This is a genomic window from Vannielia sp. (genome assembly GCF_029212645.1).
Taxonomy (GTDB): domain Bacteria; phylum Pseudomonadota; class Alphaproteobacteria; order Rhodobacterales; family Rhodobacteraceae; genus Vannielia.
This window is the reverse complement of record NZ_JARGND010000014.1, coordinates 1-24,833: the sequence shown is the minus strand read 5'-3', so window position 1 is coordinate 24,833 and position 24,833 is coordinate 1. Positions and strand designations below refer to the sequence as shown.

Below are 24,833 nucleotides of genomic sequence, written 5' to 3'. Positions count from 1 at the left end.
ACATAAAGTGCGCGACTGACAAGCACATTTAATGGATGAGGCGCATGAAGGTAATCGTTCTTGGCGGCGACGGATTTTGCGGATGGCCGACGGCCTTGCACCTTTCCAACCTTGGGCACGATGTGATCATCGTTGATAACCTGTCGCGCCGAAAGATCGACATTGAGCTGGAGGTCGAAAGCCTGACGCCGATCCGTCCGATTGGCGAGCGCATTGCCGTGTGGAAGGAACTGACCGGCAAGCGCATAGGCTTTCATGACTTCACCGTTGGAGAACATTACCACCGCCTGCTGACACTGTTTCAGGACGAAAAGCCCGATGCGGTGATCCACTTCGCCGAGCAGCGGGCCGCGCCCTATTCGATGAAATCGAGTGCGCATAAGCGCTACACCGTCAGCAACAACCTCAACGCCACCAATGATGTGCTCGCGGCCATTGTGGAAAGCGGGCAGGACATTCACCTTGTCCACCTGGGCACCATGGGGGTGTATGGGTATGGCACGGCGGGCATGAAGATCCCCGAGGGCTACCTGACGGTGAAGATGACCACGCCTGACGGCGAGACCGAGACCGAGATCCTTTACCCCACCAACCCCGGCTCGATCTATCACATGACGAAAAGCCAGGATCAGCTGTTCTTTGCGTTCTACAACAAGAATGACGCGGTAAAGATCACCGACCTGCACCAGGGCATCGTGTGGGGCACGCAAACCGATGAAACCCGGATGGACGAGCGCCTGATTAACCGGTTTGACTATGATGGCGATTATGGCACCGTGCTCAACCGCTTCATCATGCAGGCGGCGATCAACTACCCGATGACGGTGCATGGCACCGGGGGCCAGACCCGCGCCTTTATCCACATCCAGGACACCTGCCGCTGCGTTGAACTGGCGCTGACCAACCCGCCGCAAGCGGGCGAGCGCGTGAATATCCTCAACCAGATGACCGAGACTCACCGGGTGCGTGATCTGGCCAGGATGTTGCAGGAGATGACCGGCGGCGAGATTGCCACTATCGACAACCCGCGCAATGAAGCCGCAGAGAACGACCTGCATGTTTCGAATGACCGTTTTATAGGCTTGGGCCTCGATCCAATCCGTTTAGAGGGCGGTTTGGTTGATGAAGTTAAGGAAATTGCGCAGAAATACGCCGATCGATGCAACCTTGACAAGATTCCGTGTGTTTCCACTTGGAGATGAGTGCGCCTGCAAGGTATGCGCATTAAGTATCTGTTAATTGGGGACGTGCCACAGTCTATGGCATGACAGGAATACCAGTGAAGAATCGGCAACGGGCCGCAGGTCGCCCGACGCAAATGTTACGCAACCATTTGGCGAGCGCTGCCCTTGCGGGCTTGGCGCGCACTTGTGCCGACTCCCGCCAACAGGGAGCCTGAGCCACTATCATGCTGCAATCCACGCTAGAATGGCAAAAGAACGCAGAAGCGTTTGACCTGCTCACCTCGGAGCCGGCGGTCACGATTTTGATGGCGGTCTATGAGGGCTGCGATCATCTAGAAGAGCAGATTGACAGCTTTGCCGAACAAACCCACCCCAACTGGAGGTTGATTGCCAGCGTTGAGGGCCGGGATGACGGTGGCCGCGCGTTGATGGAGGACCACCCCGAAAGCTGGCGCATCGCCTGCATTGACGGGCCGGGCCGGGGCTGTGCAGCCAATTTCCTCAATCTGATGCAAGAGGTGCGCCCTGAAGGGTATTGGGCTTTTTCCGATCAGGATGACGTGTGGCTGCGCCACAAGCTAACCCGCGCCCTCAGCAAGTTTGACGGGCTCGATCCACGGATTCCGGCGATGTACCACTCGCGCAGCTGGGTGACGGATGAAAACCTGAAGAACCATCGGGTTTCGCCGATGCGCCGCAAGCCGCCGGGCTTTTCCAACGCGGTGGTTCAAAACATTGCGGGTGGCAACACGATCGTGCTGAACGAAGCCGCCGCACGGCTGGCCCATGCGGCCTCGTTTGAGGCGGGCGATGTGCCGGTGCATGACTGGTGGCTTTATCAGATCATCACGGGCGCAGGCGGGCGTGTGATGCATGACCCCGCGCCGGGGCTGCTTTATCGCCAGCATGACAACAACCTCATCGGCGCGAATGATAGCTGGCGTGCCCGCTGGAAACGCCTGAAGATGGTGTTTGAAGGCACCTATCAAAGCTGGCTGGATGACAACATTGATACGCTGTCACGCTCGGCCCATCGCTTTACCCCGGAAAACCGCGCCGTGCTCGAAACGATCGCAAAAGCCCGCAATGCGCCGCTGGTGCGGCGCATCCTGATGTTGAAAAAGGCCGGGATTTACCGGCAAACGGCTTTTGGCTCGGCTGTGATGTGGTTTTCGGTGCTGATCGGCAAGTTCTGATCTACTCGGCCTCGTACTCAAACCTGCCGGAAGCCGGTGTGCTGATATCGTAGCCATATTGATCGTATAGCTGCTGGATCTGTTGGCGAAACAGCGCCTCGATCCACCGTATCCGCTCTTCGTTGCGGCCTGCATCAGGCCCGCCGGTGTGATGCAGCGCTTCCTTTAACGTGGCCACGATGTCCTCGCCGGGTATGTCGAAATCTTCGATCATCGCGGCCAGCCGGTCGCAATCCTCGGCCCGCAGGGAAGGGTTTGTGAGGTGGTTGGGAACGTGCCAATCAAGGTCCAGTCCGGGGGGCAGGAGCGGCTCAACCGTTTCGCGGATGTCGCGGTGGCTGGCAACGGTGACAGGCACCTCGCCCAGCGAGCGGCGCAGCGCATTGCGCCACTGGTTGAGCCATTTGGCCGGGTTCACCCAACGGCAGCGTGACCCAACGAACTGCTCGAACGACATTCCCTTATACGCCTCGCGGGCCTCGATCCACTCTGGATAATGTTGCTTCATCTGTTGCGAGTAATCGCCGAAGATATACTCCGGGAAAGGGCGCACGAAGCACAGGATCTCTACCGATGCGCCAAGTGAGGCTGCCGCGCGAGAAAACGGCTGGGCCTGATCGCCGAAGTTGATTTGGTCTTCGTGGCTGAGGAACAGCTGCTGGCAATGGCCGAACATTTCCTCGATCTGCGCGGCGTCAAACTCATGCGCGCCAGCGGCATTGCCGGGGTGGCCGGTGCCGCTGTGCGGATAGGCCAGCCCCGCCGCGGCCAACGCAGGGGCGTTTTGCATCAGCACCCGTTGCAGGAAGGTAGAGCCGCATTTGTGCAGCCCAATGTGAAGGATGATGTGGCGCTCTGTCATGTGGCGGGCTCCGGAGGCAGGCCGAGGGTGGTGATCTCGGACGACAGGGCGGTGAGCATTTCGTCCATCGACAGGCCAAGCGGTGCGAGCGAGAACTCACGCTCGGCTTGGGTCACGGGCGCTGCGGCCCAGGCGCGGTGCAAGGCGGCGGTCACGGCCTCGGCGGTGGGGGCGGCGGAAATGAGCGCCGGGCTGAGCTTGGATAGGTCTTTGGGGCCAAAGCTGTTGGTCACCACGCGCACGCCGGAGGCGGCCATCTCGATTGGCGGGTGGCTCGGGTGGGGCGAAAACATCAGCGACAGGCCCAGATCGACGGTGAGCAGGTAATCCGGATAATCCTCCCACGGCAGCTTGCCGAGGCTGGTAAGGCGCAGCCCACCGGGCAGCTTTACTGGCGGATGGGGCAGGCCTATCGAGACCAACTCGATATCATCGGGGCCGAGCCCCTCGGCCTCGAGGAAAGACGAGAGCGCCTCGATGGCCATGGGGAACATATTGCGCTCAACCTCCGGGCGACCATAGAGCGCCAGGCGGCGTGGGCCGGTGCGGCTGGGCCGGGTGCCGGAGCTGTAGTTTGGCACCTCGATAGAGGGGCGAAAGGTGAGAGCGGTGGGCGAGGCGAGGCCTTGGGACACGAAATAATCCCGCAGCAGCGCGGTGTTGAACACCGGCACATACTCCATCGAATAGGTGGCCATGGCTTCGGCAAAGGGCGCGCCCCATGCGTAGAAATTGGGCTCGAAGTCCTGGATGAGGTAGGCAAAGCGGGGCTGGGTGTAGCCATGCGTGGAAATCAACTCACGCGCCACATGGGCTGTCCACCAGGCGGTGGTCAAAAAAACATCGTCCTTGTGCGAGGGGATGGTGACGGTGGAGTCCTTGCGCTCGCCCGTGCCGTGCAGCCCGCAGGCGAGGGAGAGCCGGTCGGCGGTTCCGGGGGCGGCATCGGCGGGGATGCGGCCAGTGAGGAAGCGGCGAGAGGCGGCATGGGAGGCGATGGGCAGGTCGGTGGCGATCAGTCGCACCGGGTGGCCCAGCGCGGCCAACCCGATGCCCACATCAAGCGCGGTGGCCACCCCGGCAAAAACTTCGGCCGGATTGAGCGTGGGCACCAGAAGGTTGAGCGCGGCGGTATCGGCTGTAAAGACAGGCGTCCACGAGGGGTGCTTGCGGGGATCAATATGCGCTTCGGCGGGGTCTGACGTGGCGGCTGCAACATTGCCTGCGCTGTCGATATGCGGTGGGATGACGCCGGGAGACAGGGAATAGATCCGCGTGTCAAACCGCTCGGTCGCCGCGCGCATCCCTTCAGAGAGGGCCAGACGCAGCGACCAGAAGGACCGCCCCAGCGTTACAATCGCCTGCCCGCTGGCCAGACGGGCCAGCCGGGGATGGCCGGTGCACAGCAGCTTGGTGCCATCCCAAAGGTGCGCAAACCCGGTGCTGCGCGTGCGCAGGTAGGGGCGCAACGGGGCGGTTTGGGCCACGCCATGGGCAAGTGTGCCGCTGGTGACAGCACTGGACAGCCGCGCCTGAAGGCTGCGGGCAAGATACCGCGCAAGACCGTAGGCGCCGGCCTCGCGCATGAACCAATTGGTCATCCCCTTGCGGCTGGGCAACTTGCGGGGCAGCGTGGCGGAGCGGCGATCAACCGCGCCAATCGCGTTGGATTGGTGCTGGCGGTAATCAACCAGCGGGGTGTTGATAAAGGTGATCTTGCCAAGGGCCGCGGCGACCATGGCCAACCAGAGATCGTGGTAGAAATGCACCCCCGATTGCGGCGGGAAAGGCAGCGCGAGGCGGGCGACGTTGGCGCGGAACAGTGCTGTCATCCCGGTGACGTTGTTCTGGTAGAGCAGACCACGCAGACCGGGGGCATGGTGGCGCTTTTCGAAGGCGAACATCGAGGCAGCAATCTCGGCGCCCGTGTCATCGACCAGCCGCGCATCGGCGTGGGAGAGCATGACGGCGGGATCGGCCATGGCCTGCACACCGCGCAAAAGGCGATCGGGGTGCCAAATATCATCTTGGTCAGACAGGGCGATGAGGGCCTCGGCGGGGGCCAGCTCAAGCACGCGGTCAAGCCCGGCCTCAAAGGCGCGGACGGCATCAAGCTCGTGCCGGGGGGTGACCAGAACGGCGGTGATACCCGCCTCGGCGGCAATGTCGCCGGCCAGATCGGCGGAGGTGCCATCGGCGATGACGAGCACCAGCCCGGCGGGCAAGTGCCTTTGCGCCGCGATGCTTTGGATCTGTGCGCGAAGGTGGTCGGGGGTGGGGCGAAACACAGCCATAACCACCCAGACAGGCGGGGTTGCGGCGGCGGATTTGTATTGTGGATTTTGGGACAAATTTCTTCCTCTTATCAAGGCAAATCTCTAGCCGCCGCTGCATCCCTATGCAACCGAAGGAAAAATTCTAATATGTGGAAACACGCTACGGATTAGCCCGCCAAGCGCCCGATCCGCGCCAAGCGATTGGCCCGGTCACGCTAGAAAGTGGCCCTCCTGAAGCCCATTTGGCGCGCAAGGGTCAAGCCGTCCAGCGACGATGTTTGCCGTGCTGCGCGACGGGATGTCCCCAAGAGATCGGATGCTGCCATGTGCGAGATGTGCCTGTTCGCATGTGCGGATACGCCCAATGAAAACGTGGCACCGGGCCCTCTGTTTCTGGCGGCGATCTCGGGAGGGGCGCATATAGGCGAAACTGGCGATGCCGCCGGGACCAGCGCGACGGCCTATTCCGTGCAATTGGGGTTCCGCCGCAAAACTTTCTCGCTGACTGCGACAGGCTACCTCTCACGTTGCAAGGCTGGCGTAGATTGCGAAGAGTCAGGATCTACCGATCCAAATACCTCAATACCATCGTCGAACAGGACCAAAGCTCTTTGAACTCGGCGGCGCTTTCAGGTGGTATGGGGAAACGGTTGCTCGCAAGGTATATGTTTCTCCCCTCAGTTGAATGTCGGCGATTGGCAGGGATCGTCCCGCTCGGCCGGCGGCACGATGCGGATCTCGTCGAAAGGCATGCCGGTGTCATCTTCGACAAAACCGATTGCATGGGTCGTGACCTCGGGTGCGGCCCTGGCAATCATTGCGGGCACACCCCAATCGGTGCGGGCGTGACCGTTTCCGGCGATGATGGCGACCGGTGGTCCATAGGTCTCCAGCGCCGCCAGCGCGGCACGGGCAAAAACCGCGTCGCGGTAGCGTTGGGTCGCGACCATACCGGCCATCATTTCGAGCGGCATGGCCTCGCAATGCGCCTCGAATTGCATCTGCATGCGCACCTGTTGTTGTTCGTCCGGCAGAGCTTCGTCGAGGCCATAGCGGGCTGCCTCCGCGCCGAACAGGGCCGCGGGCCCGTCGCTGTAGACGCTGCGGACTGCCTCGCGCGGAGCCGCCGCCCCAACGATGCGGGCCGCTCCGAGGGCCTCGAAGATTGGTGCATAGATTGGAAAATCTCGCCAGCCGCTGGCTTCCCACGCGGCGGCGATCCGGCTGCGGTCGGCGTCGGCACGCGTCGCTTCTTCTGCGGTCAGCATCTCGAACACGACAGCGGTAGGGCGCAGCTCTCGCAACGCGGCGGCCTGTCCACGATGCGCGTCCGGGTTGTCATGCACCTCACTGAGGACGACGATATCCGCCGAGGGATTGGCCGTCGCGGGCAGGGCAAGGGCCAAAAAGAGGGCGCTCAGACGCATGCAGGTTCCTTTTGGGCTGATGCTGCATGGGGCAGGATGTAAGGGATGGTTTCGGGCGGTGGGGCAGAAACCCGTAAGGCACAGCCATAGGCGCGCGAGAGGATATCATCGGTCAGGACCTCGCCCGGCGCTCCGAAGGCCAGGCGCTGCCCCTCGGCGAGCACCGCGACGCGGTCGGCAGAAAGCGCGGTCAGGTTCAGGTCGTGCATCACGGCAACCACGCCGCCCCCCGCGCGGGCGAAATCGCGGAGGATCTCCATCACCTGCAATTGGTGCCCGATGTCGAGGCTTGAGACAGGCTCATCCAGCAAAAGCCAGCGCGGCTCGCCGTGCTCGACCGGGGCCCAGACCTGCGCCAGAACGCGGGCCAGCATGACGCGCTGCGCCTCGCCACCGGACAGTTCCTGGAATGTCCGGTTTGCGTAATGCGCCAGTCCAACGCGGGCCAGCGCCTGCATCGGCACCTCGGGGCGGTCCCCGGCGGTGCCCGATTGCAATCCAAGCCGGACCACTTCGACAACGGTGAAGGGAAAGGCCAGACGCGACGCCTGGGGCAACACGGCGCGTTGGGCGGCCAGGTCCCATGGTTTGAGCGTACCGATGTCGCGCCCGTTCAGACCAACACGGCCGTGAAAGGGCAGCGAGGCGGTGATCGCCCCTAACAGGGTGGATTTACCAGACCCATTAGGGCCGACGATGGCGGTGACCTCGCCGGGCAGGGCGGTCAGGCTCACCCCGCGCAGCGCTTCGCGCTTGCCATAGCTTACGCGGATATTATTGGCAGTCAGACTCATAGCTCTACCAGCCCCCGGCGCTTGAGCAGGATCCACAGAAACACCGGCGCGCCCAGCACCGCCGTCACGATTCCGATGGGCAGTTCCGCGGGCGCGATGACCACGCGGGCGATCACATCGGCAAGGATCAGCAGGATCGCGCCCAGGAGCGCGGAATTGAGCAGCAGCGTCCGATGATCCGGGCCGGAGGCCAGACGCAAGAGATGCGGCACGACGATGCCGATAAAACCGATCCCGCCTGACACAGCGACCGCCGCGCCGGTGGCGCCTGCCACGGCAAGGATTGCGATGGATTTCATGCGCTGCACGTCGATGCCGATATGGGCGGCCGTCGCCTCGCCGAGCGCCAACCCGTTCAGTCCCCGGCCCAGCATCAGCGCGGCGCTGATGGACAGTAGGATCAACGGCCCGGCGGAGAGCACCTTGGCCCAGCTTGCCCCGGCGAGCGAGCCAAGCCCCCAGAAGGTCAGGTCGCGCAACTGCCGGTCATCCGCGATGTAAACGAGGATGCCTGAAAGGGCCCCGGCCAGCGCGCCAAGCGCGATGCCCGCCAAGAGCATCGTCGCAACAGAGGTGCGTCCATGCCGCGTCGAAACGCGATAGAGCAGGAGGGTCGACCCCCATCCGCCGAGGAAGGCCGCGAAGGGCACCAGTTGATTGCCGGTCAGATCGATCATCCAGACGGGCAGCAGCGCGCCCAGCACGATCGCCAGGATCGCGCCAAGGCCCGCCCCCGCACCGACGCCTACGATGCCCGGATCCGCAAGCGGGTTTCGGAACAGCCCCTGCATCGCCGCGCCGGACACCGCCAGCGCCGCGCCAACCAGCACGCCCATGACGAGCCGCGGCAGGCGAATGTCGAACAGCACCACGCGCTCCATCTGGCTCAGCGCCTCGCCCTTCGCCAGTTTGGCCAGCATCGTTGACAGGGCCACGTCCGTCGCGCCGACCTGAAGGCTGGCGATGCAGGCCAGCGCCAGCGCACCGGCGAGGATCCAATGCCAGGTCCGGGCATGGGACAGCCGGTCGCGCGGAACGGCATCGATCTCGGTCACAGCAATCAAGGCTCAGGTCTTCGGCGCGTAGAGCGCTTCGTTCAACGTGCGCACCGCCTCAGCCGAGCGCGGCCCGAAGCCCAGCATCAGCAGGCCGTCCATCCGCACCACCGAGCGCGTCTGTGCTGCCAGCGTCAGCTTGATCGCAGGTATCTCGAACAACTCGTCATCTGCCGCGCCATGATCACCGCCCCTGTCCATCATCAGGATCACGTCCGGTGCGGCTAGTCCGACGGCCTCGTCGGTGATCTGCTTGTATCCTTCGTAATCGGTAACGGCATTCACGCCCCCCGCCATGCGGATCAGCGCATCCGCTGTGGTTCCGGTGCCTGAGGCATTGATCCTGCCGCCTTGCGTGGACAGGACGAAAAGCACGCGCTTCTTGTCGGACTCCGGGCGCTCTGCATCGTCGAGTGCCGTGGACAGGGCGGTTTCAACTTGAGCGGCCAGCGCATCGGCCTTGTCAGGCACGCCAAGGGCATCGCCTATGATCTCGATCTTGCGCATAATGCCCTCCGGCGTCAGCGCATCGGGCACCTCGACAAAGTCCACATCCGCTGCGCGGATCACTTCGAGCGCCTCGGGTGGTCCAGCGCCTTCTTCAGCGAGGATCAGAGACGGGCCAACTGACAATACGCCCTCGGGCGACAGGGACCGCATGTACCCCACGTCGGGCAGGTTGATCACGTCAGGTGGATAGCTGGACGTGGTGTCGCGCGCCTTCAGCCGATGCTGCTGGTCAAGGGCGGCGACGATTTCGGTCACCGACCCCCCGATGGAGAGCACATCGGCATGGGGGTTCGTCAGGTCCGCGCTCTGCTGCGCGCTGACGGGCAGCGCGATCAAGGCGCTGAACATTGACATTATTATGGCCTTGAAGGGCGTGTTCTTCTTGTTGCTCGATTTCATGCCGGAACCTCAGAGAGGGTCGGAAGCGTTTCGACGATCCGGCCCCAAGCGGGACGGGTGTCGCGACCCTCCTTGCCAACACCAAACACCTGGAAAATGAGCCCGCCCTCTGCATCGAAGGCTTCGACGGACACGGCAGGGCCGCGTTGCGTGGGCTTTTCCACGGCCCAGATCTCAACCACCTTGTCGAGCCGAAGATGCAGGTTGAACCCGGGGTCCATGACGTTCTGCCAGGGCCCCATGGGTTTGAGCGTGTGAATCGGGCCGGTGTGGATCTGGATGCAGCCGCGATTGCCGACGAAGATCATCACCTCGATCCCCGCATCGCAGACGGCCTGAAGCATCGCATCGGCAGCACCTGGATCGAGCTGTCGCACCCAGGGTGCACCGGCGATCCGGTAGGCGCCCAGCCGGTTCATCTTGAGCTTCGAGCACAGCCGCAGGAACTGGTGCGTATCGGTCAGTTTCTCCCATTCCTCGCGCAAGATGTCGCGCTTGTCCTCGCGCAGTTTCGGCGGCTCGACCGGTTTGCGCGGCGCGACAGCCTGCATGTCGGACTGGTCTGCCACGGCCAGGTCCGCCACGAGCCCGGCCCAGGCGTCATGGTTCGAGCCATCGCCAAGGTGGATCTTGTGCACCGCGTCGCCCGCTGCATCGAAAATCTGCAACGACCGGCGCGGGCCCTGCTCAGACTCGGTTTCGACAGCAAAGGCATGCACCCAATGCGACGGAAAGATGCGCAGGTCGATCTCTTCGGTCAGGGTCATCGCGGCATGAGCGCCCGGATGGTAGTTGCCGTACTCCCCGATCTTTTCGTGCACGCAGGCATCGACACGGGTCAGGGCCATGACCTCGCCCAGCCGTTCCGCGGCGGGAATGATCCGGTCGGGATGGGCCGCAATTCGGGTCGCGCCATGGCCTACGCTGGCGGCGGCGAGCTGCGCCTCGGTGATGCCTTGCGCATCTGCCGCGTCACGGGCGCGCAGTTTCGGGTTGTCCGTTACAAAGGAACGAATATCGGCAGGTCTGACAGCGTTTTGCTGCATCATGGGCGTCCTCGGAGGTTGGGCTGTGGTCCGATGGCTGCGCCCGGAAGGAAGCGGTGCGTGGCTCTCTAATTACTTGACTGTTTTAGTCTGATACAGTTAGTGCTGCAACCCATCGCGATAAAGTTCATCACAAAATCACCAACAAAGCCGCGCCAGCCTTTGCAAGCTACGGTTAGAAACACACGAAGGATGGCGCAATGCTCACTTCTCTGATGCGTGGCTCGACCGCGCTTGTCTGCCTGTCGCTCGCGACGCCTGCCATGGCGCAGGATAGCGATCCAGGCTTTCTCGGCACCCTGATTCTCACCGGAGGGAAAAGGGATCTCAGCTTTGGCACGGCGCTGTCCCGCACGGTGGTCGGTGAAGAAGAAATCCAGGACCGTCAGGCCAGTACCGTCGCGCAACTCATCGATTCCGTGCCCGGCGTCACGCTTGTAAATGGCACCACGCCGCAAGGCTCGGGCATCAACATCCGTGGCTTTGGTGCAAACACGACATTTGGTTCGGACCAAAAGATCGCCGTGCAGATCGACGGCGCCTCGGTCGGATCGGAAGAACTGTACCGGATTGGCACACAGCTCTTCACCGACCCCCTGCTTTATCGCGAGGTAGAGGTGCTGCGCGGCACCATCGGCAGCTTTGCCTACGGGTCCGGCATCGTTGGTGGTGTCGTGAAGTTGGAGACGAAAGACGCGTCTGATTTCACAGGCGGCGTGCCGGGTTTCGGCGGTTCCCAGACTCTTGAGTTCGGCTCAAATGGAAAAGGCTGGGTCAGTTCAACAAACCTGGCCTGGATGCCGACCGAACGCACCGAGTTTCTCCTGAACTATTCCCTGCGCGATCAGGAAGACCTTACGGCCGGCGACGGTTCTACCGTCGGCAACAGCGCATTCCGCACCCCCTCCTACCTTGCGAAAGGCAAGTTCACCTTTGGACAGGACGACGCGCATTCGTTGACATTCAGCCATTCGAGCACCGTCGCAGATGACAAGGACGTGCCCTATGACCAATTCGACACCTCCGGGGGAATGTTCGGCAACGTCGACCGACTGACCGAAACGATCCAGACGGTTCTGGAGTATCGCTTCAACCCGACCAACGACCTCGTCGACCTGCGCGCAAACCTCTCCTATGCCGATCAGAAAATCGAATACGATTACATCCCCGGCTCATCCCCGCTGGAAGGCACGCCAAGCTTCCCTGCCATCGTTGGCACCGTGAACGCCAATCAACGCTATGAAACAACCAAGCTGACCGTGACCAACCGCGCGTTGTTCGCCACCGGCGCGGTGTCGCACGACATGCTCGCGGGCGTTGAGGCGCAGCGCCGCATCCGCGCGGACAACACGGCAGCAGGTGCGCCGGGTGGCACGAACGACCGCTTCGCGCTGTTCGTCGTTGACGAAATGTCTATCGGGCAATTTTCGGTCACGCCGGCCTTGCGGTATGAAAATTCCAGAATTGAAAGCGCCGTGCCCTTGGCTGGCGCGCCGGACACCTACGAAAAAGACGCCTTGATGGGCGGTCTGGCGCTGGCCTACGATTTCGGCAACGGTCTGTCGGTCTTCGGCTCGGCCGCCTATACTGAGGGCCTTCCGATCATCGACGATCTGGGCACCGGTGCCACCGCGCAACGGCGGATCGATATATCTGAGAAATCCCATACCTTCGAACTTGGCGCCGAATACACCGGCACGGATGTCTTCGTTGCTGGCGATACGTTCACCATTCGCGGCAACCTTTATCAGACAGAACTCTGGGACATCACCAGCTACACGGTCGCTGGCTCGACGTCGACCGAACTGGACCGTGTGGATTCACGCGGTTTCGAACTGGAGGCCTCCTATGGCATGGCGAACGGGTTTTATGTCGATTTCGCGGCGCACCTTGGCGAGGGAACAGAGTTCAATCCCGACGGCACCGATACGACCTGGCGCAACAGCCCGGCGGATCGGGCGCAGCTGACACTCGGCAAGAATTGGGATGACCGCCTCGATCTCAGTTGGGAAATTGTCCATGCAACTGATCGCCGTGACGCGCTGGGCGCTGATCTGTCCGACAGCACGGTGCACAACCTGCGTGCAACCTGGAAGCCCCAAGCGCAAGGGTGGCTGGATGGAAGCGAGGTGCGTTTTGGGGTCGAAAACGTCCTGGACGCCGATTACGTCGGTCGCCTGTCATCGCCCAGCCGCAAAGCTCCGGGCAGGACCTTCAAAGTGACACTGTCGAAAACGTTCTGAGTGAAGCGGTCAGCGCTTGGGGCTGACCGCCACCACCATTTGTCTGTCTCAGCTCTGGCAAGGGGCCGAAACCGACGCCGAATGCAATCGACAAGCACGACGGAACCCTTCTCCACCCTTCCTCAACCTCAAACTGGTTCAACCTCCCGGCAACATCCTCTACCCTCAGGCTACATGGCCCTCACCCCACGGAGACCAACATGACCCAGCGCCTGCACCTCGTCTTCGGTGGCGATCTCGTCGATCCCTCCGGCACCACCTTCAAAGATGTCGATGACATCCATATTGTCGGCATCTTCCCCAACTACGCCGCCGCCTACGATGCCTGGAAGGCCGAGGCCCAGCGCACCGTCGACAATGCCCATACCCGCTACTTCATCGCCCACCTGCACCGCCTGCGCGATGAGGGGCGCGAAGCATCGCCAACCGAAGAACTCGACGATTGATCCCTGAACACCAATGACGCGCAGCCCCCTTCGCAACGCCCTGTTCCGGCGTCTCCTTCCGCAGGGCAGCGCCGAGCGGGAGGACTCGGGCGAGGCGCCTCCCCGGCCTCCCGGCCCGTTGGTCTGGGCGCATGTCACCGCGCCCGGCGAGGCCACCGCCCTGCCCACGCTGGCCCGTGAACTGGCAAGCGAAAATCCCGGCGTGACCCTGCTCGTCACCTCTACCACGCCGCCCGATACCCCGCCGGGCACGCCGCTGCTCTGGCAGCCGCATCCCGCGCCGGGGCGCACCTCCGCGCGGCGCTTCCTGTCTCACTGGGAACCCGACGTCGCGCTTTGGCTTGGCCGCGCCGAAGCTGCGCCGCTGCTCTCTGCCGGGGCCTCCCACTGCCCCCTCACGCTCGTCACCAGCGCGCCCGAAGCCTTCAGCGGCCTTGATCGCCCCACCCGCACGGCCCTGCGCGCGGTCCGCGAGGCATGGGTGTCTGATGCCACCTCCCTGCGCGCCGCCCGCATCGCTGGCATCGTCCATACCCGGCTCGCCGCTCCGCTCACCGCGCTGGCTGATCCGCCCCGCTGCATCGAAAGTGAGCGCGCCGAACTGGCCGAGCGGTTCGCCGCGCGCCCGCTCTGGTTTGCCGTCCACCCCACGGCAGAGGAGCTTCCCGCCGTGCTCGCCGCCCACCACGCCGCCCTCGCTGGAGCCCACCGGGCCCTGCTGATCCTCCTGCCCGGCGCGGGCTGCCCCGATGATGCCCGCCTCACCGCCGATCTCACCGATGCCGGTTTTGCCACCGCCTCGCGGTATGAGGGCGACGACCCCGAGGATCACACCGAAATCTACCTCGCGGATCGCTACTCGCCTGAGGAAAATGGCCTGTGGTATCGCCTCGCCCCGGTCTGCTTTCTTGGTGGCACGCTCGCAGGCCCCGCCCCGGCTGAGCCGCCTTCCGCCGCTGCCGCCCTCGGCTCCGCCATCATCTTCGGCCCTCTTGGCCCCACCCGCACCACCGGCCTCAAACGCCTCGCCACCGCGAATGGAGCGCGCACCATCGCCGCGCCCGCCGCCATCGCCGATGCGGTGCTGGAGCTGCTCTCACCCGATCGCGCCGCCGAGCTGGCCCAAGCGGCCTGGACCGTCATCAGCGAAGACGCCGTCACCATGGCCGCCCTCACCAACCACCTCGTGGCGCAGCTGCAATCTGAAGGGGTCGCCTGAAATGCGCGCACCGCTCTACTGGTTCACCCCGCCCAAGGCCCCGGCCCTGCAAGCCCGCTTGCTCGCCCCGCTCGGGGCGCTCTATGCCAAGGCCACCGCCCGCCGCCTCGGCCAGCCGGGCTATACCGCCTCTGTCCCGGTGATCTGCATCGGCAACATCAACGCGGGCGGCACCGGCAAAACCCCCACCACCATCGCGCTCGCCCAGCGGATTACCGGGGCGCATGTGGTGTCTCGTGGCCACGGCGGCAGCCTTGACGGGCCGGTGCAGGTGAATGAGCGCAGCCACAGCGCCGCCGAGGTGGGTGACGAGCCGCTGCTCACCGCCGCCTTCGCCCCCACCTGGATCGCCAAAGACCGCGCCGCCGGGGTAAAGGCCGCCGAAGCCGCCGGGGCGCAGGTGATCCTGCTCGACGACGGCTTTCAAAACCCTTCGGTCGTCAAATCCCTCTCGGTGGTGGTGGTCGATGCGCATCGCGGCTTTGGCAATGGCCGCTGCATCCCCGCTGGCCCCCTGCGCGAGCCTGTGGCGGCGGGTATGGCGCGCGCCGATCTGCTGCTCTCCATCGGCCCCGCTGCCGCGCAGGAGCGGTTCCAGGCCGATTGGGGCAGCCATATCACCGTGCCCCACCTCACCGGCCACCTCGCCCCGTTGCAAACCGGGATGGATTGGGAAGGCCTCGCCACCCTCGCCTTTGCCGGCATTGGCCACCCCGAAAAGTTCTTCGCCACCCTGCGCGGCCTCGGGGCCAATGTGATCCGCGGTGAGGCACTGGATGATCACCAGCCCCTCACCGCCGCCCTCATGGCCCGCCTTGAGCTAGAGGCCAAAACCCTCGGCGCACAGCTCGTCACCACCGAAAAGGACTCGGTCCGCCTGCCGCCAGAGTTTCGCCAGAAGGTGCTCACCCTGCCAGTGCGCCTTGAGGTCGCCGATTGGACTGCGCTTGATACCGCGCTGGCGCGGATCGGCGTGAGCTAGCCGCGCGCGCCGCACCAAACCGGCCTATTCAATGCCATTTGCCCGCTGCAATGTGCGGATATAGGCCACGATCATCGCCACATCCCCCTCGGTCAGCCCGTCTACCGGGGGCATATCGCCAAACCGCCAATGGTGGCTCCTCACCCCATATGCAACCGCCGCCTGAAAGGACGCATCACCATGATGCCCCGGTTCGTAAATCTTGTGCACCAGCGGCGGTGCCACGCCGTTCTGGCCCACGGCGTTCTTCCCATGGCAAGAGGCACAGGCGTTCTCAAAGGCGCGCTTTCCAATCAGCGCATCGCCCTCCAGTGGCGGCACCTCTATCGCCACGATTGCGCTGCCAGCGGCCTCTTTTCCGGCGGCGGGCAGGGCGCCGCGTTGATAAAATGAAAGGGCAGCCACGGCTGCAACGGCGCCAAGGCCGATCAGGATGATGGGTCGTTTCATTGGGTTTTTCCCGGTATCTATAAAGCGTTGCAGGCGCGGAGCATCCCGCGCCCGGTCATCGCGCCAGCCCGCCTATGGGCGCGCGCGCGTGAGGTGCGGCTTTACAGGTTCGGGGGCCTCTCGGGCGGGCCATGCGGCGGGCGTTTGAGCATGTTCACAACCTGCCACGCCACGCTTTGGGCAACGGGGGCCGGGCTGAAAGGTGCCTGCGCAGGCACCAGCGCCACCGCATGGCACAGCGCCTGATCACAGGCCGCCGCCTCGTCGGCAGGCGGTGCCTTGCCCTCCGGGGCGGTTTGCAGGCCGCTATGGGCGGTGTGATCCGCAGTATGATCCTTGGCACCGGGCCCGCTCATCAGGCTGGCGCAATGGGGGCCGGAACAGCCCATCACCATCGCATGCGCCGTGCCGCCCCAAACGATCAGGGCAACCAGCGACACCATGAGAAGCGCCGAGGCTTTATGAAGCACACCTGCCATGGCAGAACCCTAGGGGATGAGCGCGGGCAGAACAATGGCCGCCAATCCGGCAAACCACCCGTTACCCCGCCGCACGCTGCATTGCTTTCAACCGCTCGTTCGAAAAACCCTGCGCATGGGTTGTGCATCACTTGTGCATCGGTTGTGGCCCTTCGCTTTTTGCGGTTAACGGCGCTTTCCTGCCCCACCGCACGCACAAAAAAGGGCCCCGCTGCCACAAGGGCAAGCGGGGCCTAGGTCGTGCCATGGTCAGGCCACAGGCACCGGCGGTAACTCATTGAAATTATGGTGTTTAGGCTTGCATCTCCGAGCGGATTTGCTGGCGCAGCACGTCAATCGGCACGGGTTTGCCGTCTTTCTTGAAGTGCCAGTAGGTCCAGCCATTGCAGCTTGGAGCCCCCTCCAACTGCGCGCCAACCTGGTGAATGGACCCTCTTACATCGTTAGAAATAAGGGTTCCGTCCGCCCTGATCTTTGCCGCTTTCTTGCCATTCCCGCTGATCAGCATTTCGCCGGGGCGAAGCATCCCACGCTCCACCACCTGGCCAAATGGAACCCTTGGCTGGGCCCGTTTGCTTTCGCTCACCTTCAGTGCGTCACTGTCGATTTTGCGAACGCGATCAATGCGTTCCTGCGCAACTTCGCGGTACTCTTCTTCACGCTCGATGCCAATGAAATCACGGCCGAGCATCTTGGCAACGGCGCCTGTGGTGCCGGTCCCGAAGAACGGGTCCAGCACCACGTCGCCAGGGTTCGTCGTGGCGAGCAGGACACGATGGAGAAGGGCCTCCGGCTTTTGTGTCGGATGCGCCTTTTCTCCCCTGGAATTCTTAAGTCTTTCTCCCCCGTTACAGATCGGCAGCACCCAGTCTGACCGCATCTGAACATCATCGTTGAGGGCCTTCATGGCCTCATAGTTGAAGGTATATTTGCCGCCCTCTGATTTGCTGGCCCAGATCATCGTTTCATGGGCGTTGGTCAGCCGCATTCCACGAAAGTTCGGCATGGGGTTCGATTTGCGCCAGACCACGTCGTTAAGGATCCAGAAACCGGCATCCTGTATCTTGGTCCCAACGCGAAAAATGTTGTGATAGCTGCCAATCACCCAGATCGCCGCGTTTGGCTTCAGGATGCGGCGCGCCGCTTTCAGCCACTCTTCGGTGAACTGGTCATAGGCTTTGAAGCTGTCGAACTGGTCCCAATGGTCGTCACAGGCGTCTACCTGGGAGTTGTCGGGGCGGTGCAAATTGCCCTTGAGCTGCAAGTTATAGGGCGGGTCTGCAAAGATAAGGTCGACCGATGCTTCGGGGAGGGAGTTCATCACCTCGATGCAATCGCCCGGCAAAATCCGGTTCAGTGGCAGCTTCTGCTGCCCCGTTCGGGTTGTTGTCTTTGTCATTGTCTGCCTCTGTCCCCACGCTCTTTTGGCGTTCGGTGTTGTTGGGGTGAAGAATGAGTCAGAGCTGATTCCCGGTCAATTTCTTTTTTGAATCAGGGGTTTGAAGATTTTTGTTGCAACAAGATGTTGCGTATCGGTGCAAAGGTACGCCGATGATGTTGTGTCACACCCAAATCCTGTAGTGCCTTTAAGTGCACACTTGTGCCGTAGCCGGCGTTGCTCTCCCAGCCGTAGCCGGGGTGCTGTTGCGCTAAATCCACCATGAGCCTGTCACGCGCCACCTTGGCCACGATAGACGCCGCCGCAATCGACAGTGATTTGCCATCGCCTTTGACCACCGCTTGCCCGGAACAGGGCATCGGTTGCGGCAGGCGGTTGCCATCAATCAGCAGGTGATCCGGCGCTTCCCTCAACCCCGCCACAGCCCGCAGCATCGCCTGCATCGAGGCTTGCAGGATGTTGATCTCGTCAATCTCCTCAACGCTCACATGCACAATGCACACCTGCGCCGTGGCCCTGATCTGCGCGTCCAGAGCTACCCGCCGCTTCTCGGTGAGCTTTTTGGAATCGTTAAGCCCCTCTGGAATATGCGTTTTATCCAGCATCACCGCCGCCGCTGTTACCGGCCCGGCCAGCGGCCCGCGGCCCACCTCATCCACCCCGGCAATCCGGGTGAAGCCCTGAGCAAGGGCGGTGCTCTCATAGGAGAAATCAGGCATAGTTTTCATACCCCTCTCTCCCCCGCCCCGCCGCAAACCGCAACGAAAAAAGGGGGCGAAAAGCCTGCACCTTTCGCCCCAAGTTCAACGTGGCCCCATGGGGATAACGGCCACGCCCTGCTGACAGGTGCGCCCCACGCCAAGCGGGACGCGCCTCACCTGTGTCTGGCGTTAGCGGTGGTAGCCCACTCGGTAACCTTTTTTCTGAAGGCACGTCTTGCCATAGGCCTTCACCTCGCGACGGCCAAAATCGAGCGTTTTGGCGCATTTCTGCGGCAGCTTGGCATGGAAACCCGAGCGCTTGAGGCAAGGCTCACCAAAGAAGCGCTGGTCGCCGCGCCGTGTGGGAACCACCGTCTCGCATTTGGCCGGAAGGGTGGCGCGCCTGCGGGTTTTGACGCCCTGCTGCTGATAGGGTTTCACCTGCACATAACCGTTATCATGCGGGTCGTTTGGCCACGCATTTATCTTCACGCGGCCCGTGTTGCGATCCTTATCCTTGTTCTTGTTGTGCGCAGCACTGGCGATCGCGGCAAGCGCCCCAACCCCCAGGAGCAGCCGCAGCGTTTCGCCCTCATCAAGCGCTTGCGCCGGGGTGGCGGCAAAACCGGTGAGCGCAATGGCACCAGCGGCAATGGTCGCAGTGAATTTCCTGATCATGTCCTGTCCTCTCATGTGCTGTTCGATCCCCACAAACGGGGCGGGATGAGAGCAGGATGGCGGCAGGTCGCCCTGTCGCTCAATAACGGCAGGCAGATATGGGATAGCGCCCGCCCAGGGTGCGATTGCTATTGAATATCAGCGACGCAAACCTCATGAAATACAGCATGAAACACCTCATCTCCCTCAGCGCTGCCCTCACCGCGCTGGCGCTTCTGGCCAGCCCGGCTGCGGCGACTTGCTATGCTGAATACAAGGCCAAGCAGGACAATCCGCTTCAGCTCCACTACGGTGTGATGCAGCTTGGCGCCACCTGCCCCCCACGCGGCGAGGCACAGGCGCAGGTCTCTGCCCGCCTTTCCCGTGGCGGCTGGGTGCTGCTTAATGTGATCTCGCTCTTTGACGGGGAGCCAAGCAAGGCGCAGGAGAAGAATGCCGGATCAAACTACCTCCGCTACTGACATCCGCCGCTCCGGCGGCCGTGTGGTGACCTATGGCATCGGCGGGATCGTGGCGATCCTCGCTGTGGCTGCGGTCTTTTTGTTCCTCACCCTGCCGGACGGCAACGCCTTCAACGCGCGGGTTGAGCAGATATTCACAGAAAACGATGCGCTTGTGTCCGGCGAGGCCGTGACGCTGCTGGAGATCCTCGCACAATCGGGCACGGCGTTCGGGGATGTGCTGGTCAGTTACCGAATAGTCATCTTTGTGCTGCTAATCTTTGCCACGGCACTGCTGATCGCTTCGCTGGTGTTTCTCGTCACCATCATCGCGCTCAATCGCCGGATGGGCGAGATTGAGCGGCAGGGCATTCAGGTGTCATCGCTGGTGATCTCGCGCGAGGAGCGGGTGGTGCTGCTGAACAACATGGAATTCAAGCTCACCGAAGCCGCGATTGAAACACTGGCCGTGCTGGCCGAGGCCCGGATGGATGAAGATGTGCTCACCGGGGCCGCCATCGAGGGCGTCATTCAGGGCAAGCCCGAGGCCGATTGTGATGAAGCCGCAGGCGCGACACGGATCAAGCGGCTGAGAGACAGCCTTGGCAACCAGATGGTGAGCGAATTGCTGGTGAAGAACATCGCCCGCAAGGGCTACATGCTCTCCATCGACAAGAACGTGATCCGCATGGTCTGAGCCGGTTCGTGATAGCCGGGTGGTGGGTGAAACCCACCATCAGCGCGGCAAGGGGTTGGTCGCTTCCTTGTAGGGGGTCCAATCCTCGATCTCGGGGTAATACTTGCGCCGCCATTCGCGCACACGCGGGTTCATCCGGCGCAGCCAGACCGGCGGGATCATCGCAAAAATCCCCATCAGCGGGTAGCCATAGGGCAGTTGCGGCGCTTCATCCTCGTCGTAGGTTTGCAGCAGTGGAAAGCGCCTGTCAGGCTTGTAATGATGATCAGAGTGGCGCTGAAGGTTGATCAGCAGCCAGTTCGATGCGGTCTGCGAAGCGTTCCAGCTATGGCGCGGCAAAACATGCTCATATTTGCCCTCGCCAAGGTGCTTTCGGGTTAGCCCGTAGTGCTCGATATAGTTGGTCAACTCAAGCTGCCAAACCGCCACAAAGGCTTGATACAAAAACAAAAACAGCCCGGCCCAGCCGCCCAGCACCACCGCCGCGATGAGGAAGGCGGCTTGCAGGCACCAGTAGCGCCAATGCGGGTTGCTGCGGTGCCACCACGGCAGGCCACGCCGCGCCAACATATCCCGCTCCGCCTTGAACGCCGAAACCGGCTCTTCGCGCATAACCCGGATCAGGAAGGCCCAGAAATGCTCGTTATAGCGTGCCGTCACCGCATCGCGCGGGGTGCCAATGTAGCGATGATGCACCAGCAAATGCTCGGAACGGAAATGCGAGTAAAGCACCGAGGCCAGCAGGATATCCCCCAGCCAGCGCTCCACCCGGTTGCGCTGGTGAACCAGCTCATGCGCGTAAACAATCCCGATGGTGCCGGTGATCACCCCGAGGCCGAAGAAGATCATGATCTTTTCCAGCACGTTGAGATGCGCCGCCTGCGGCACATAGGCCAGCATCCCAAGGATCAGCAGCACCTGAATGGGTGCCCAGATCATCGTGATGAGGCGATACCAGAAAAGCTGCGCCTCGGTGGTGGTCAGGTCGGCGTTTTCCTCGTTCAGGCCCAGCGCGGCATCGAGCAGGGTGAAGAGCATCCACGCGAAAAGCGGCAGCGAAATCACCCAAAGCCCGCCCCATGCGGCAGAGGCCAGCGCAAGCGGCAGGGTCAACAGCGACAGGCCAAAGGGGGCCGCGCTGCGAAAGGACTCAACTGTGGAAGACGGGACCATCATGGCTCTCCGGTTCGTCATGCGCGCGCCCCTCGGAGCCGGACCATAGGCTCATGGTGCGCGCCGTCAATCTTTGGCTGCGCCAAGGGCGGGGGATGTGGCCGCAAGGTCATAGGCCTTGCGCATCACCGTTGGCAATGCGGCGGGGGACAGGCGCAACCAGTCCAGCCCATCCGGGGCCTCGGTGATTGCCGTGGCTTCTCCGGCCTGAATGCTCAGGATCAGGTGAAAATGGGTGAAGGTGTGGCGCACTTCGCCCACCTCCTCCAGCGCGGCGGTCACGGGTGGAGCGGCACTGGGGGCCTGCTCGGCCCAGTGCCCGCCGGGCCAGCCCAGCATCCCGCCCAGCAGGCCCTTGTCAGGCCGCCGCTCCAGCAGGAAAGCGCCATCATCGCGGCGGATCACATAGGCGGTGCCATGGCGGATTGGCTTTGGTTTCTTGGGGATTTTGCGCGGAAGCTCGGCGGCAATCCCCTCGGCACTTGCCACGCAAGGCGCGCGCCACGGGCAAATACCGCAAGCCGGGCTGCGCGGGGTGCACAGGGTTGCGCCAAGGTCCATCACCGCTTGAGCGTAATCGCCGGGGCGGGTGTTTGGCGTGTGTTTCGCAGCCAAGGCCACAAGCTCGGGCTTGGCTGCGGGCAGCGGGGTTTGCACCCCGTGCAGCCGCGCCATCACCCGCTCCACATTGCCATCCACAACCACCTCGGGGCGATCAAAGGCAATCGCCGCCACCGCCGCCGCCGTGTAAGGGCCGATGCCCGGCAGCTTTTGCAAGGCCTCGGCGCTGTCCGGGAATACCCCGCCGAATTCATCCGCCACAACCCTTGCACACTTTAGCAAGTTGCGGGCACGGGCGTAGTAGCCAAGCCCCGCCCAACGCGCCATCACATCCTCATCACGGGCGGCGGCAAGCGCCTCAACCCTCGGCCAAAGGCTTGTAAATGTGATGAAATAACCCTTCACCGCCGCAACCGTGGTTTGCTGGAGCATCACCTCCGAAAGCCACACGCGGTAGGGATCGGCCCGCTCGTCCGCACCCGGCGGCACACGCCACGGAAGCGTGCGTGCGTGCTTGTCATACCACGCCAGAAGCGCCTCGCTCAAATCTCCGTCACGCAATGTTTATGGCACCCCCTCGCGCAATTGGCTGGCCCCACGGCCCACCCGGACGGTAAGATAGGGCGCAGACCATCAGATTGCGAGGCCATGGCGAAACAGCCCTACACTAAACCGAAGCGCACCAAACGCGGCTTCGCTCAAACCGGGCAGTTTCTCACCTCCGAGATCCGCAAGGCCGGGGAGGCGCGCGGCTTTGCGGAGACGCGCGTGTTGACCCATTGGGCTGAAATCGTGGGCGATGAGGTGGCTGGCAAGACCCGCCCGGTGAAGGTGAGCTTTGGTCGCGGTGCCTTTGGCGCGACGCTGACGGTGCTCACCACAGGGGCCGAAGCACCGATGCTACAAATGCAGGAGCCCCAGCTGCGCGCCCGAATCAACGCCGTTTACGGCTATGCGGCAATTCAGAAAATCCGCTTCACCCAAACCGCCCCCACCGGCTTTGCCGAAGGGCAGGCAGATTTCAACCACGCCCCCAAACCCAAGCGCCGCCGCCCCGCCCCACAGCACGTTGAGGCCGCCGAGGCCCTGTCTTGCGGGGTCACCGATCCGGGGCTGAAAGCGGCGCTCGATCGTCTGGGCGCACATGTTATGGAAAAGGCCGACCGGAGCAGCTAAAGCGCTGGCGGTGCTATCGAGCAGGACAAAACGAGGAAACCAATGAACCACAAGATCACCCTATCCGCCATCTTTGCCGTCGCCCTCGGGCTTGGCGCCTACTTTGCCATTGGCACAAGCAATCAGGTCAGCAGCACGAGTGGGTTGAGCCTTACCGCCAACGCCCAGACCGCCGCCGAGGTTGATACCTCGTCGGTGATAGATATGACGATGGGCCAGCAGGATGCACCGATCACCGTGATCGAATACGCCTCCTTCACCTGCCCGCATTGCGCAAGTTTTCACGATCAGGTGCTCGGCCGTCTGAAGGCCGATTACATCGACACCGGCAAGGTGAAGTTCATCCACCGCGAAGTGTATTTCGACAAGTTCGGCCTCTGGGCCGGCATGGTTGCCCGCTGCGCAGGCCCGATCCGGTACTTTGGCATCACCGACATGATCTACAGTGAGCAGCAGGAATGGATCGGCTCCGGCACCCCCGCCGAGATTGACAAGAACCTGCGCACCCTCGGCCTGCGCGCCGGGCTTGACCAAGGCCAAATCGACGCCTGCCTGAAAGACGCTGACAAGGCTCAGGCGCTGATCGCGACCTTCCAGACGAACTCCAAGGCCGATGACATCAGCTCAACCCCCTCGTTCATCATTGATGGCGAAAAGTACTCGAACATGTCCTACGATGAGTTCAAGGCGATCCTCGACAAGAAACTGGGAGAATAAGCCCCTCAAGCGCGTGAAAGCTCAGGCCGCTATGGCGGTCAGGGCATCCAGATGAGCGTGAATACCACTTAGCACCATGCCACCCCATTCTGGGTGGCATGGTGCGTATCCGCTTGGCGCCAGGTGCGAAAACGCGGGTCCATAAGGTTGGTTTCAGCGTCAAGGCGCTCGTCCGGGCAGGGGATGGTGGTGACCCCAATGCTATCGCGCTTCTCCCGCATGCTCGGGCGATAAATCCGGTCTACCACCAACAAAATCTCGCCTTCGATGCTGTCAAACAGCGGGTAGTGGGGTCGTGCTGCACGGATCGCCTCCAATTCGGAACAGGCCCTGCCCGAGACGGAATTCAGGCGGTGCGTTCGAAACTGGGGCGACCAAGTTCGGTCATCCGGTTCAGCACGCGGACACCAATCCTGGCCTCCGTTTTCTGGTTCTCAAAGCTGCGCGCTTTTAGCTTCGGCCCGATGACGGCCTTCCAACGACCCATCAAAGTTCCACTTCAACTGCGCTGATTGTAGCCCGATGTCTTCTGCCAAGCTATGCGTCCGTACGCCTTATTTTCGGTAGTTTTCCGATCGCGGATCGTCGGATTCCGGGCGGCGTCCGGGCTCAGCATCGCGGTTTTGGGAGGTGGGATCGCAATCTCAATTCCTTCGCCAAAGCGCTCAAGCAGACGACTTCGCCGCTGACAAGATCGAGACCGAGGTGCAGCTTGCGCCAGGA

Annotated in this window: 25 protein-coding genes and 1 pseudogene; 10 read left to right on the top strand and 16 right to left on the bottom strand. The window is 62.7% G+C overall.

The features are described 5' to 3' along the window. Positions 1-44 precede the first annotated feature (44 nt). Together P1U55_RS06605 and P1U55_RS06600 are read left to right on the top strand one after the other, a co-directional pair. Entirely contained in the window at positions 45-1,202 is a 1,158-nt protein-coding gene (locus P1U55_RS06605; protein WP_301046744.1) for an NAD-dependent epimerase/dehydratase family protein, read from the top strand. 206 nt (positions 1,203-1,408) lie between these two features. Continuing rightward, entirely contained in the window at positions 1,409-2,380 is a 972-nt protein-coding gene (locus P1U55_RS06600) for a glycosyltransferase (RefSeq protein ID WP_301046743.1), read from the top strand. Position 2,381: 1 nt separating this feature from the next. Here the strand turns inward: P1U55_RS06600 and P1U55_RS06595 are convergent, their stop codons facing one another. The 7 genes from P1U55_RS06595 to P1U55_RS06565 form a co-directional block, all read right to left on the bottom strand. Continuing rightward, the gene (locus P1U55_RS06595) at positions 2,382-3,242 is read right to left on the bottom strand and encodes a hypothetical protein (protein WP_301046742.1); all 861 of its coding nucleotides are present in this window, start codon (positions 3,240-3,242) and stop codon (positions 2,382-2,384) included. Further along, positions 3,239-5,593, bottom strand: a complete 2,355-nt coding sequence (locus P1U55_RS06590; protein WP_301046741.1) for a glycosyl transferase family 1 — start codon at positions 5,591-5,593, stop codon at positions 3,239-3,241. The genes P1U55_RS06595 and P1U55_RS06590 overlap by 4 nt, the downstream gene beginning before the upstream one ends. Positions 5,594-6,195: 602 nt before the next feature. Next, a complete protein-coding gene (locus P1U55_RS06585) occupies positions 6,196-6,945 on the bottom strand; it encodes a ChaN family lipoprotein (protein WP_301046740.1) in 750 nt (249 codons plus the stop codon). Then, positions 6,936-7,739 carry a heme ABC transporter ATP-binding protein gene (locus tag P1U55_RS06580; protein WP_301046739.1) on the bottom strand — a complete coding sequence of 268 codons (804 nt, stop codon included), beginning with the start codon at positions 7,737-7,739 and terminating at the stop codon, positions 6,936-6,938. The genes P1U55_RS06585 and P1U55_RS06580 overlap by 10 nt, the downstream gene beginning before the upstream one ends. After that, positions 7,736-8,803 (bottom strand): iron ABC transporter permease, encoded by a 1,068-nt coding sequence (locus tag P1U55_RS06575; RefSeq protein WP_301046738.1) that lies wholly within the window; start codon positions 8,801-8,803, stop codon positions 7,736-7,738. Before P1U55_RS06575 ends, P1U55_RS06580 begins: the two co-directional genes overlap by 4 nt. A gap of 3 nt (positions 8,804-8,806) precedes the next feature. After that, positions 8,807-9,703 (bottom strand): ABC transporter substrate-binding protein, encoded by an 897-nt coding sequence (locus P1U55_RS06570; protein WP_301046737.1) that lies wholly within the window; start codon positions 9,701-9,703, stop codon positions 8,807-8,809. Next, a complete protein-coding gene (locus tag P1U55_RS06565) occupies positions 9,700-10,752 on the bottom strand; it encodes a ChuX/HutX family heme-like substrate-binding protein (RefSeq protein ID WP_301046736.1) in 1,053 nt (350 codons plus the stop codon). Before P1U55_RS06565 ends, P1U55_RS06570 begins: the two co-directional genes overlap by 4 nt. 197 nt (positions 10,753-10,949) lie before the next feature. Here P1U55_RS06565 and P1U55_RS06560 point away from each other — a divergent pair, with 197 nt between their 5' ends. The 4 genes from P1U55_RS06560 (at position 10,950) to lpxK (ending at position 15,639) form a co-directional block, all read left to right on the top strand. Next, positions 10,950-12,992 (top strand): TonB-dependent receptor, encoded by a 2,043-nt coding sequence (locus tag P1U55_RS06560; protein WP_301046735.1) that lies wholly within the window; start codon positions 10,950-10,952, stop codon positions 12,990-12,992. Positions 12,993-13,192: 200 nt separating this feature from the next. Continuing rightward, entirely contained in the window at positions 13,193-13,438 is a 246-nt protein-coding gene (locus P1U55_RS06555) for a DUF4170 domain-containing protein (RefSeq protein ID WP_301046734.1), read from the top strand. Between the two features lie 13 nt (positions 13,439-13,451). Next, complete coding sequence (locus P1U55_RS06550) at positions 13,452-14,657, top strand: glycosyltransferase N-terminal domain-containing protein (protein WP_301046733.1); 1,206 nt, start codon at positions 13,452-13,454, stop codon at positions 14,655-14,657. Position 14,658: 1 nt separating this feature from the next. Next, positions 14,659-15,639, top strand: coding sequence for a tetraacyldisaccharide 4'-kinase (gene lpxK / locus P1U55_RS06545; RefSeq protein WP_301046732.1), 981 nt, complete (start codon positions 14,659-14,661; stop codon positions 15,637-15,639). Positions 15,640-15,663: 24 nt separating this feature from the next. Here lpxK and P1U55_RS06540 read toward each other — a convergent pair whose 3' ends face one another. The 5 genes from P1U55_RS06540 to P1U55_RS06520 form a co-directional block, all read right to left on the bottom strand. After that, the gene (locus P1U55_RS06540) at positions 15,664-16,089 is read right to left on the bottom strand and encodes a cytochrome c (RefSeq protein WP_301046731.1); all 426 of its coding nucleotides are present in this window, start codon (positions 16,087-16,089) and stop codon (positions 15,664-15,666) included. 101 nt (positions 16,090-16,190) lie between these two features. Continuing rightward, complete coding sequence (locus P1U55_RS06535) at positions 16,191-16,568, bottom strand: hypothetical protein (RefSeq protein WP_301046730.1); 378 nt, start codon at positions 16,566-16,568, stop codon at positions 16,191-16,193. A 292-nt stretch (positions 16,569-16,860) separates the two neighbouring features. Further along, positions 16,861-17,967 carry a site-specific DNA-methyltransferase gene (locus P1U55_RS06530; protein ID WP_301046729.1) on the bottom strand — a complete coding sequence of 369 codons (1,107 nt, stop codon included), beginning with the start codon at positions 17,965-17,967 and terminating at the stop codon, positions 16,861-16,863. A gap of 92 nt (positions 17,968-18,059) precedes the next feature. Further along, positions 18,060-18,695 carry a ribonuclease HII gene (locus P1U55_RS06525; protein ID WP_301046728.1) on the bottom strand — a complete coding sequence of 212 codons (636 nt, stop codon included), beginning with the start codon at positions 18,693-18,695 and terminating at the stop codon, positions 18,060-18,062. Between the two features lie 162 nt (positions 18,696-18,857). After that, positions 18,858-19,346, bottom strand: a complete 489-nt coding sequence (locus P1U55_RS06520) for a hypothetical protein (protein WP_301046727.1) — start codon at positions 19,344-19,346, stop codon at positions 18,858-18,860. A 167-nt stretch (positions 19,347-19,513) separates the two neighbouring features. Here P1U55_RS06520 and P1U55_RS06515 point away from each other — a divergent pair, with 167 nt between their 5' ends. Next, positions 19,514-19,807 (top strand): hypothetical protein, encoded by a 294-nt coding sequence (locus tag P1U55_RS06515; RefSeq protein WP_301046726.1) that lies wholly within the window; start codon positions 19,514-19,516, stop codon positions 19,805-19,807. Next, positions 19,779-20,483: a hypothetical protein gene (locus P1U55_RS06510; protein ID WP_301046725.1), complete on the top strand. Its 705-nt coding sequence runs from the start codon at positions 19,779-19,781 to the stop codon at positions 20,481-20,483. The genes P1U55_RS06515 and P1U55_RS06510 overlap by 29 nt, the downstream gene beginning before the upstream one ends. A gap of 39 nt (positions 20,484-20,522) precedes the next feature. On the opposite strand, the gene P1U55_RS06505 is transcribed toward P1U55_RS06510, so the two are convergent. Together P1U55_RS06505 and mutY are read right to left on the bottom strand one after the other, a co-directional pair. Then, positions 20,523-21,677: an alkane 1-monooxygenase gene (locus P1U55_RS06505; RefSeq protein WP_301046724.1), complete on the bottom strand. Its 1,155-nt coding sequence runs from the start codon at positions 21,675-21,677 to the stop codon at positions 20,523-20,525. A gap of 45 nt (positions 21,678-21,722) precedes the next feature. Then, on the bottom strand, positions 21,723-22,778 hold the full coding sequence (mutY, locus tag P1U55_RS06500; RefSeq protein WP_301046723.1) for an A/G-specific adenine glycosylase: 1,056 nt from the start codon (positions 22,776-22,778) through the stop codon (positions 21,723-21,725). 87 nt (positions 22,779-22,865) lie between these two features. On the opposite strand from mutY, the gene P1U55_RS06495 reads away from it, so the two are divergent. Together P1U55_RS06495 and P1U55_RS06490 are read left to right on the top strand one after the other, a co-directional pair. Beyond that, positions 22,866-23,393, top strand: a complete 528-nt coding sequence (locus P1U55_RS06495) for a DciA family protein (RefSeq protein WP_301046722.1) — start codon at positions 22,866-22,868, stop codon at positions 23,391-23,393. Between the two features lie 42 nt (positions 23,394-23,435). Beyond that, a complete protein-coding gene (locus tag P1U55_RS06490; protein ID WP_301046721.1) occupies positions 23,436-24,110 on the top strand; it encodes a DsbA family protein in 675 nt (224 codons plus the stop codon). A gap of 68 nt (positions 24,111-24,178) precedes the next feature. Here the strand turns inward: P1U55_RS06490 and P1U55_RS06485 are convergent, their stop codons facing one another. Beyond that, complete coding sequence (locus P1U55_RS06485; RefSeq protein WP_301046720.1) at positions 24,179-24,331, bottom strand: hypothetical protein; 153 nt, start codon at positions 24,329-24,331, stop codon at positions 24,179-24,181. 125 nt (positions 24,332-24,456) lie between these two features. Beyond that, a pseudogene (locus P1U55_RS06480) lies at positions 24,457-24,833 on the bottom strand (IS5/IS1182 family transposase); the annotation flags it as partial.

Excerpts from the sequence above, each read along its gene's own strand:
- P1U55_RS06515 (WP_301046726.1), top strand. The coding sequence starts at position 19,514 with ATGAAACACCTCATCTCCCTCAGCGCTGCCCTCACCGCGCTGGCGCTT.
- P1U55_RS06605 (WP_301046744.1), top strand. The coding sequence starts at position 45 with ATGAAGGTAATCGTTCTTGGCGGCGACGGATTTTGCGGATGGCCGACG.
- P1U55_RS06565 (WP_301046736.1), bottom strand. The coding sequence starts at position 10,752 with ATGATGCAGCAAAACGCTGTCAGACCTGCCGATATTCGTTCCTTTGTA.
- P1U55_RS06540 (WP_301046731.1), bottom strand. The coding sequence starts at position 16,089 with ATGAAACGACCCATCATCCTGATCGGCCTTGGCGCCGTTGCAGCCGTG.
- P1U55_RS06585 (WP_301046740.1), bottom strand. The coding sequence starts at position 6,945 with ATGCGTCTGAGCGCCCTCTTTTTGGCCCTTGCCCTGCCCGCGACGGCC.
- P1U55_RS06505 (WP_301046724.1), bottom strand. The coding sequence starts at position 21,677 with ATGACGAACCGGAGAGCCATGATGGTCCCGTCTTCCACAGTTGAGTCC.
- P1U55_RS06550 (WP_301046733.1), top strand. The coding sequence starts at position 13,452 with ATGACGCGCAGCCCCCTTCGCAACGCCCTGTTCCGGCGTCTCCTTCCG.
- P1U55_RS06490 (WP_301046721.1), top strand. The coding sequence starts at position 23,436 with ATGAACCACAAGATCACCCTATCCGCCATCTTTGCCGTCGCCCTCGGG.
- P1U55_RS06600 (WP_301046743.1), top strand. The coding sequence starts at position 1,409 with ATGCTGCAATCCACGCTAGAATGGCAAAAGAACGCAGAAGCGTTTGAC.
- P1U55_RS06510 (WP_301046725.1), top strand. The coding sequence starts at position 19,779 with ATGCCGGATCAAACTACCTCCGCTACTGACATCCGCCGCTCCGGCGGC.
- P1U55_RS06580 (WP_301046739.1), bottom strand. The coding sequence starts at position 7,739 with ATGAGTCTGACTGCCAATAATATCCGCGTAAGCTATGGCAAGCGCGAA.
- P1U55_RS06535 (WP_301046730.1), bottom strand. The coding sequence starts at position 16,568 with ATGGCAGGTGTGCTTCATAAAGCCTCGGCGCTTCTCATGGTGTCGCTG.
- lpxK (WP_301046732.1), top strand. The coding sequence starts at position 14,659 with ATGCGCGCACCGCTCTACTGGTTCACCCCGCCCAAGGCCCCGGCCCTG.
- P1U55_RS06555 (WP_301046734.1), top strand. The coding sequence starts at position 13,193 with ATGACCCAGCGCCTGCACCTCGTCTTCGGTGGCGATCTCGTCGATCCC.
- P1U55_RS06495 (WP_301046722.1), top strand. The coding sequence starts at position 22,866 with ATGGCGAAACAGCCCTACACTAAACCGAAGCGCACCAAACGCGGCTTC.
- P1U55_RS06530 (WP_301046729.1), bottom strand. The coding sequence starts at position 17,967 with ATGACAAAGACAACAACCCGAACGGGGCAGCAGAAGCTGCCACTGAAC.
- P1U55_RS06485 (WP_301046720.1), bottom strand. The coding sequence starts at position 24,331 with ATGCGGGAGAAGCGCGATAGCATTGGGGTCACCACCATCCCCTGCCCG.
- P1U55_RS06525 (WP_301046728.1), bottom strand. The coding sequence starts at position 18,695 with ATGAAAACTATGCCTGATTTCTCCTATGAGAGCACCGCCCTTGCTCAG.
- P1U55_RS06520 (WP_301046727.1), bottom strand. The coding sequence starts at position 19,346 with ATGATCAGGAAATTCACTGCGACCATTGCCGCTGGTGCCATTGCGCTC.
- P1U55_RS06570 (WP_301046737.1), bottom strand. The coding sequence starts at position 9,703 with ATGAAATCGAGCAACAAGAAGAACACGCCCTTCAAGGCCATAATAATG.
- P1U55_RS06595 (WP_301046742.1), bottom strand. The coding sequence starts at position 3,242 with ATGACAGAGCGCCACATCATCCTTCACATTGGGCTGCACAAATGCGGC.
- P1U55_RS06560 (WP_301046735.1), top strand. The coding sequence starts at position 10,950 with ATGCTCACTTCTCTGATGCGTGGCTCGACCGCGCTTGTCTGCCTGTCG.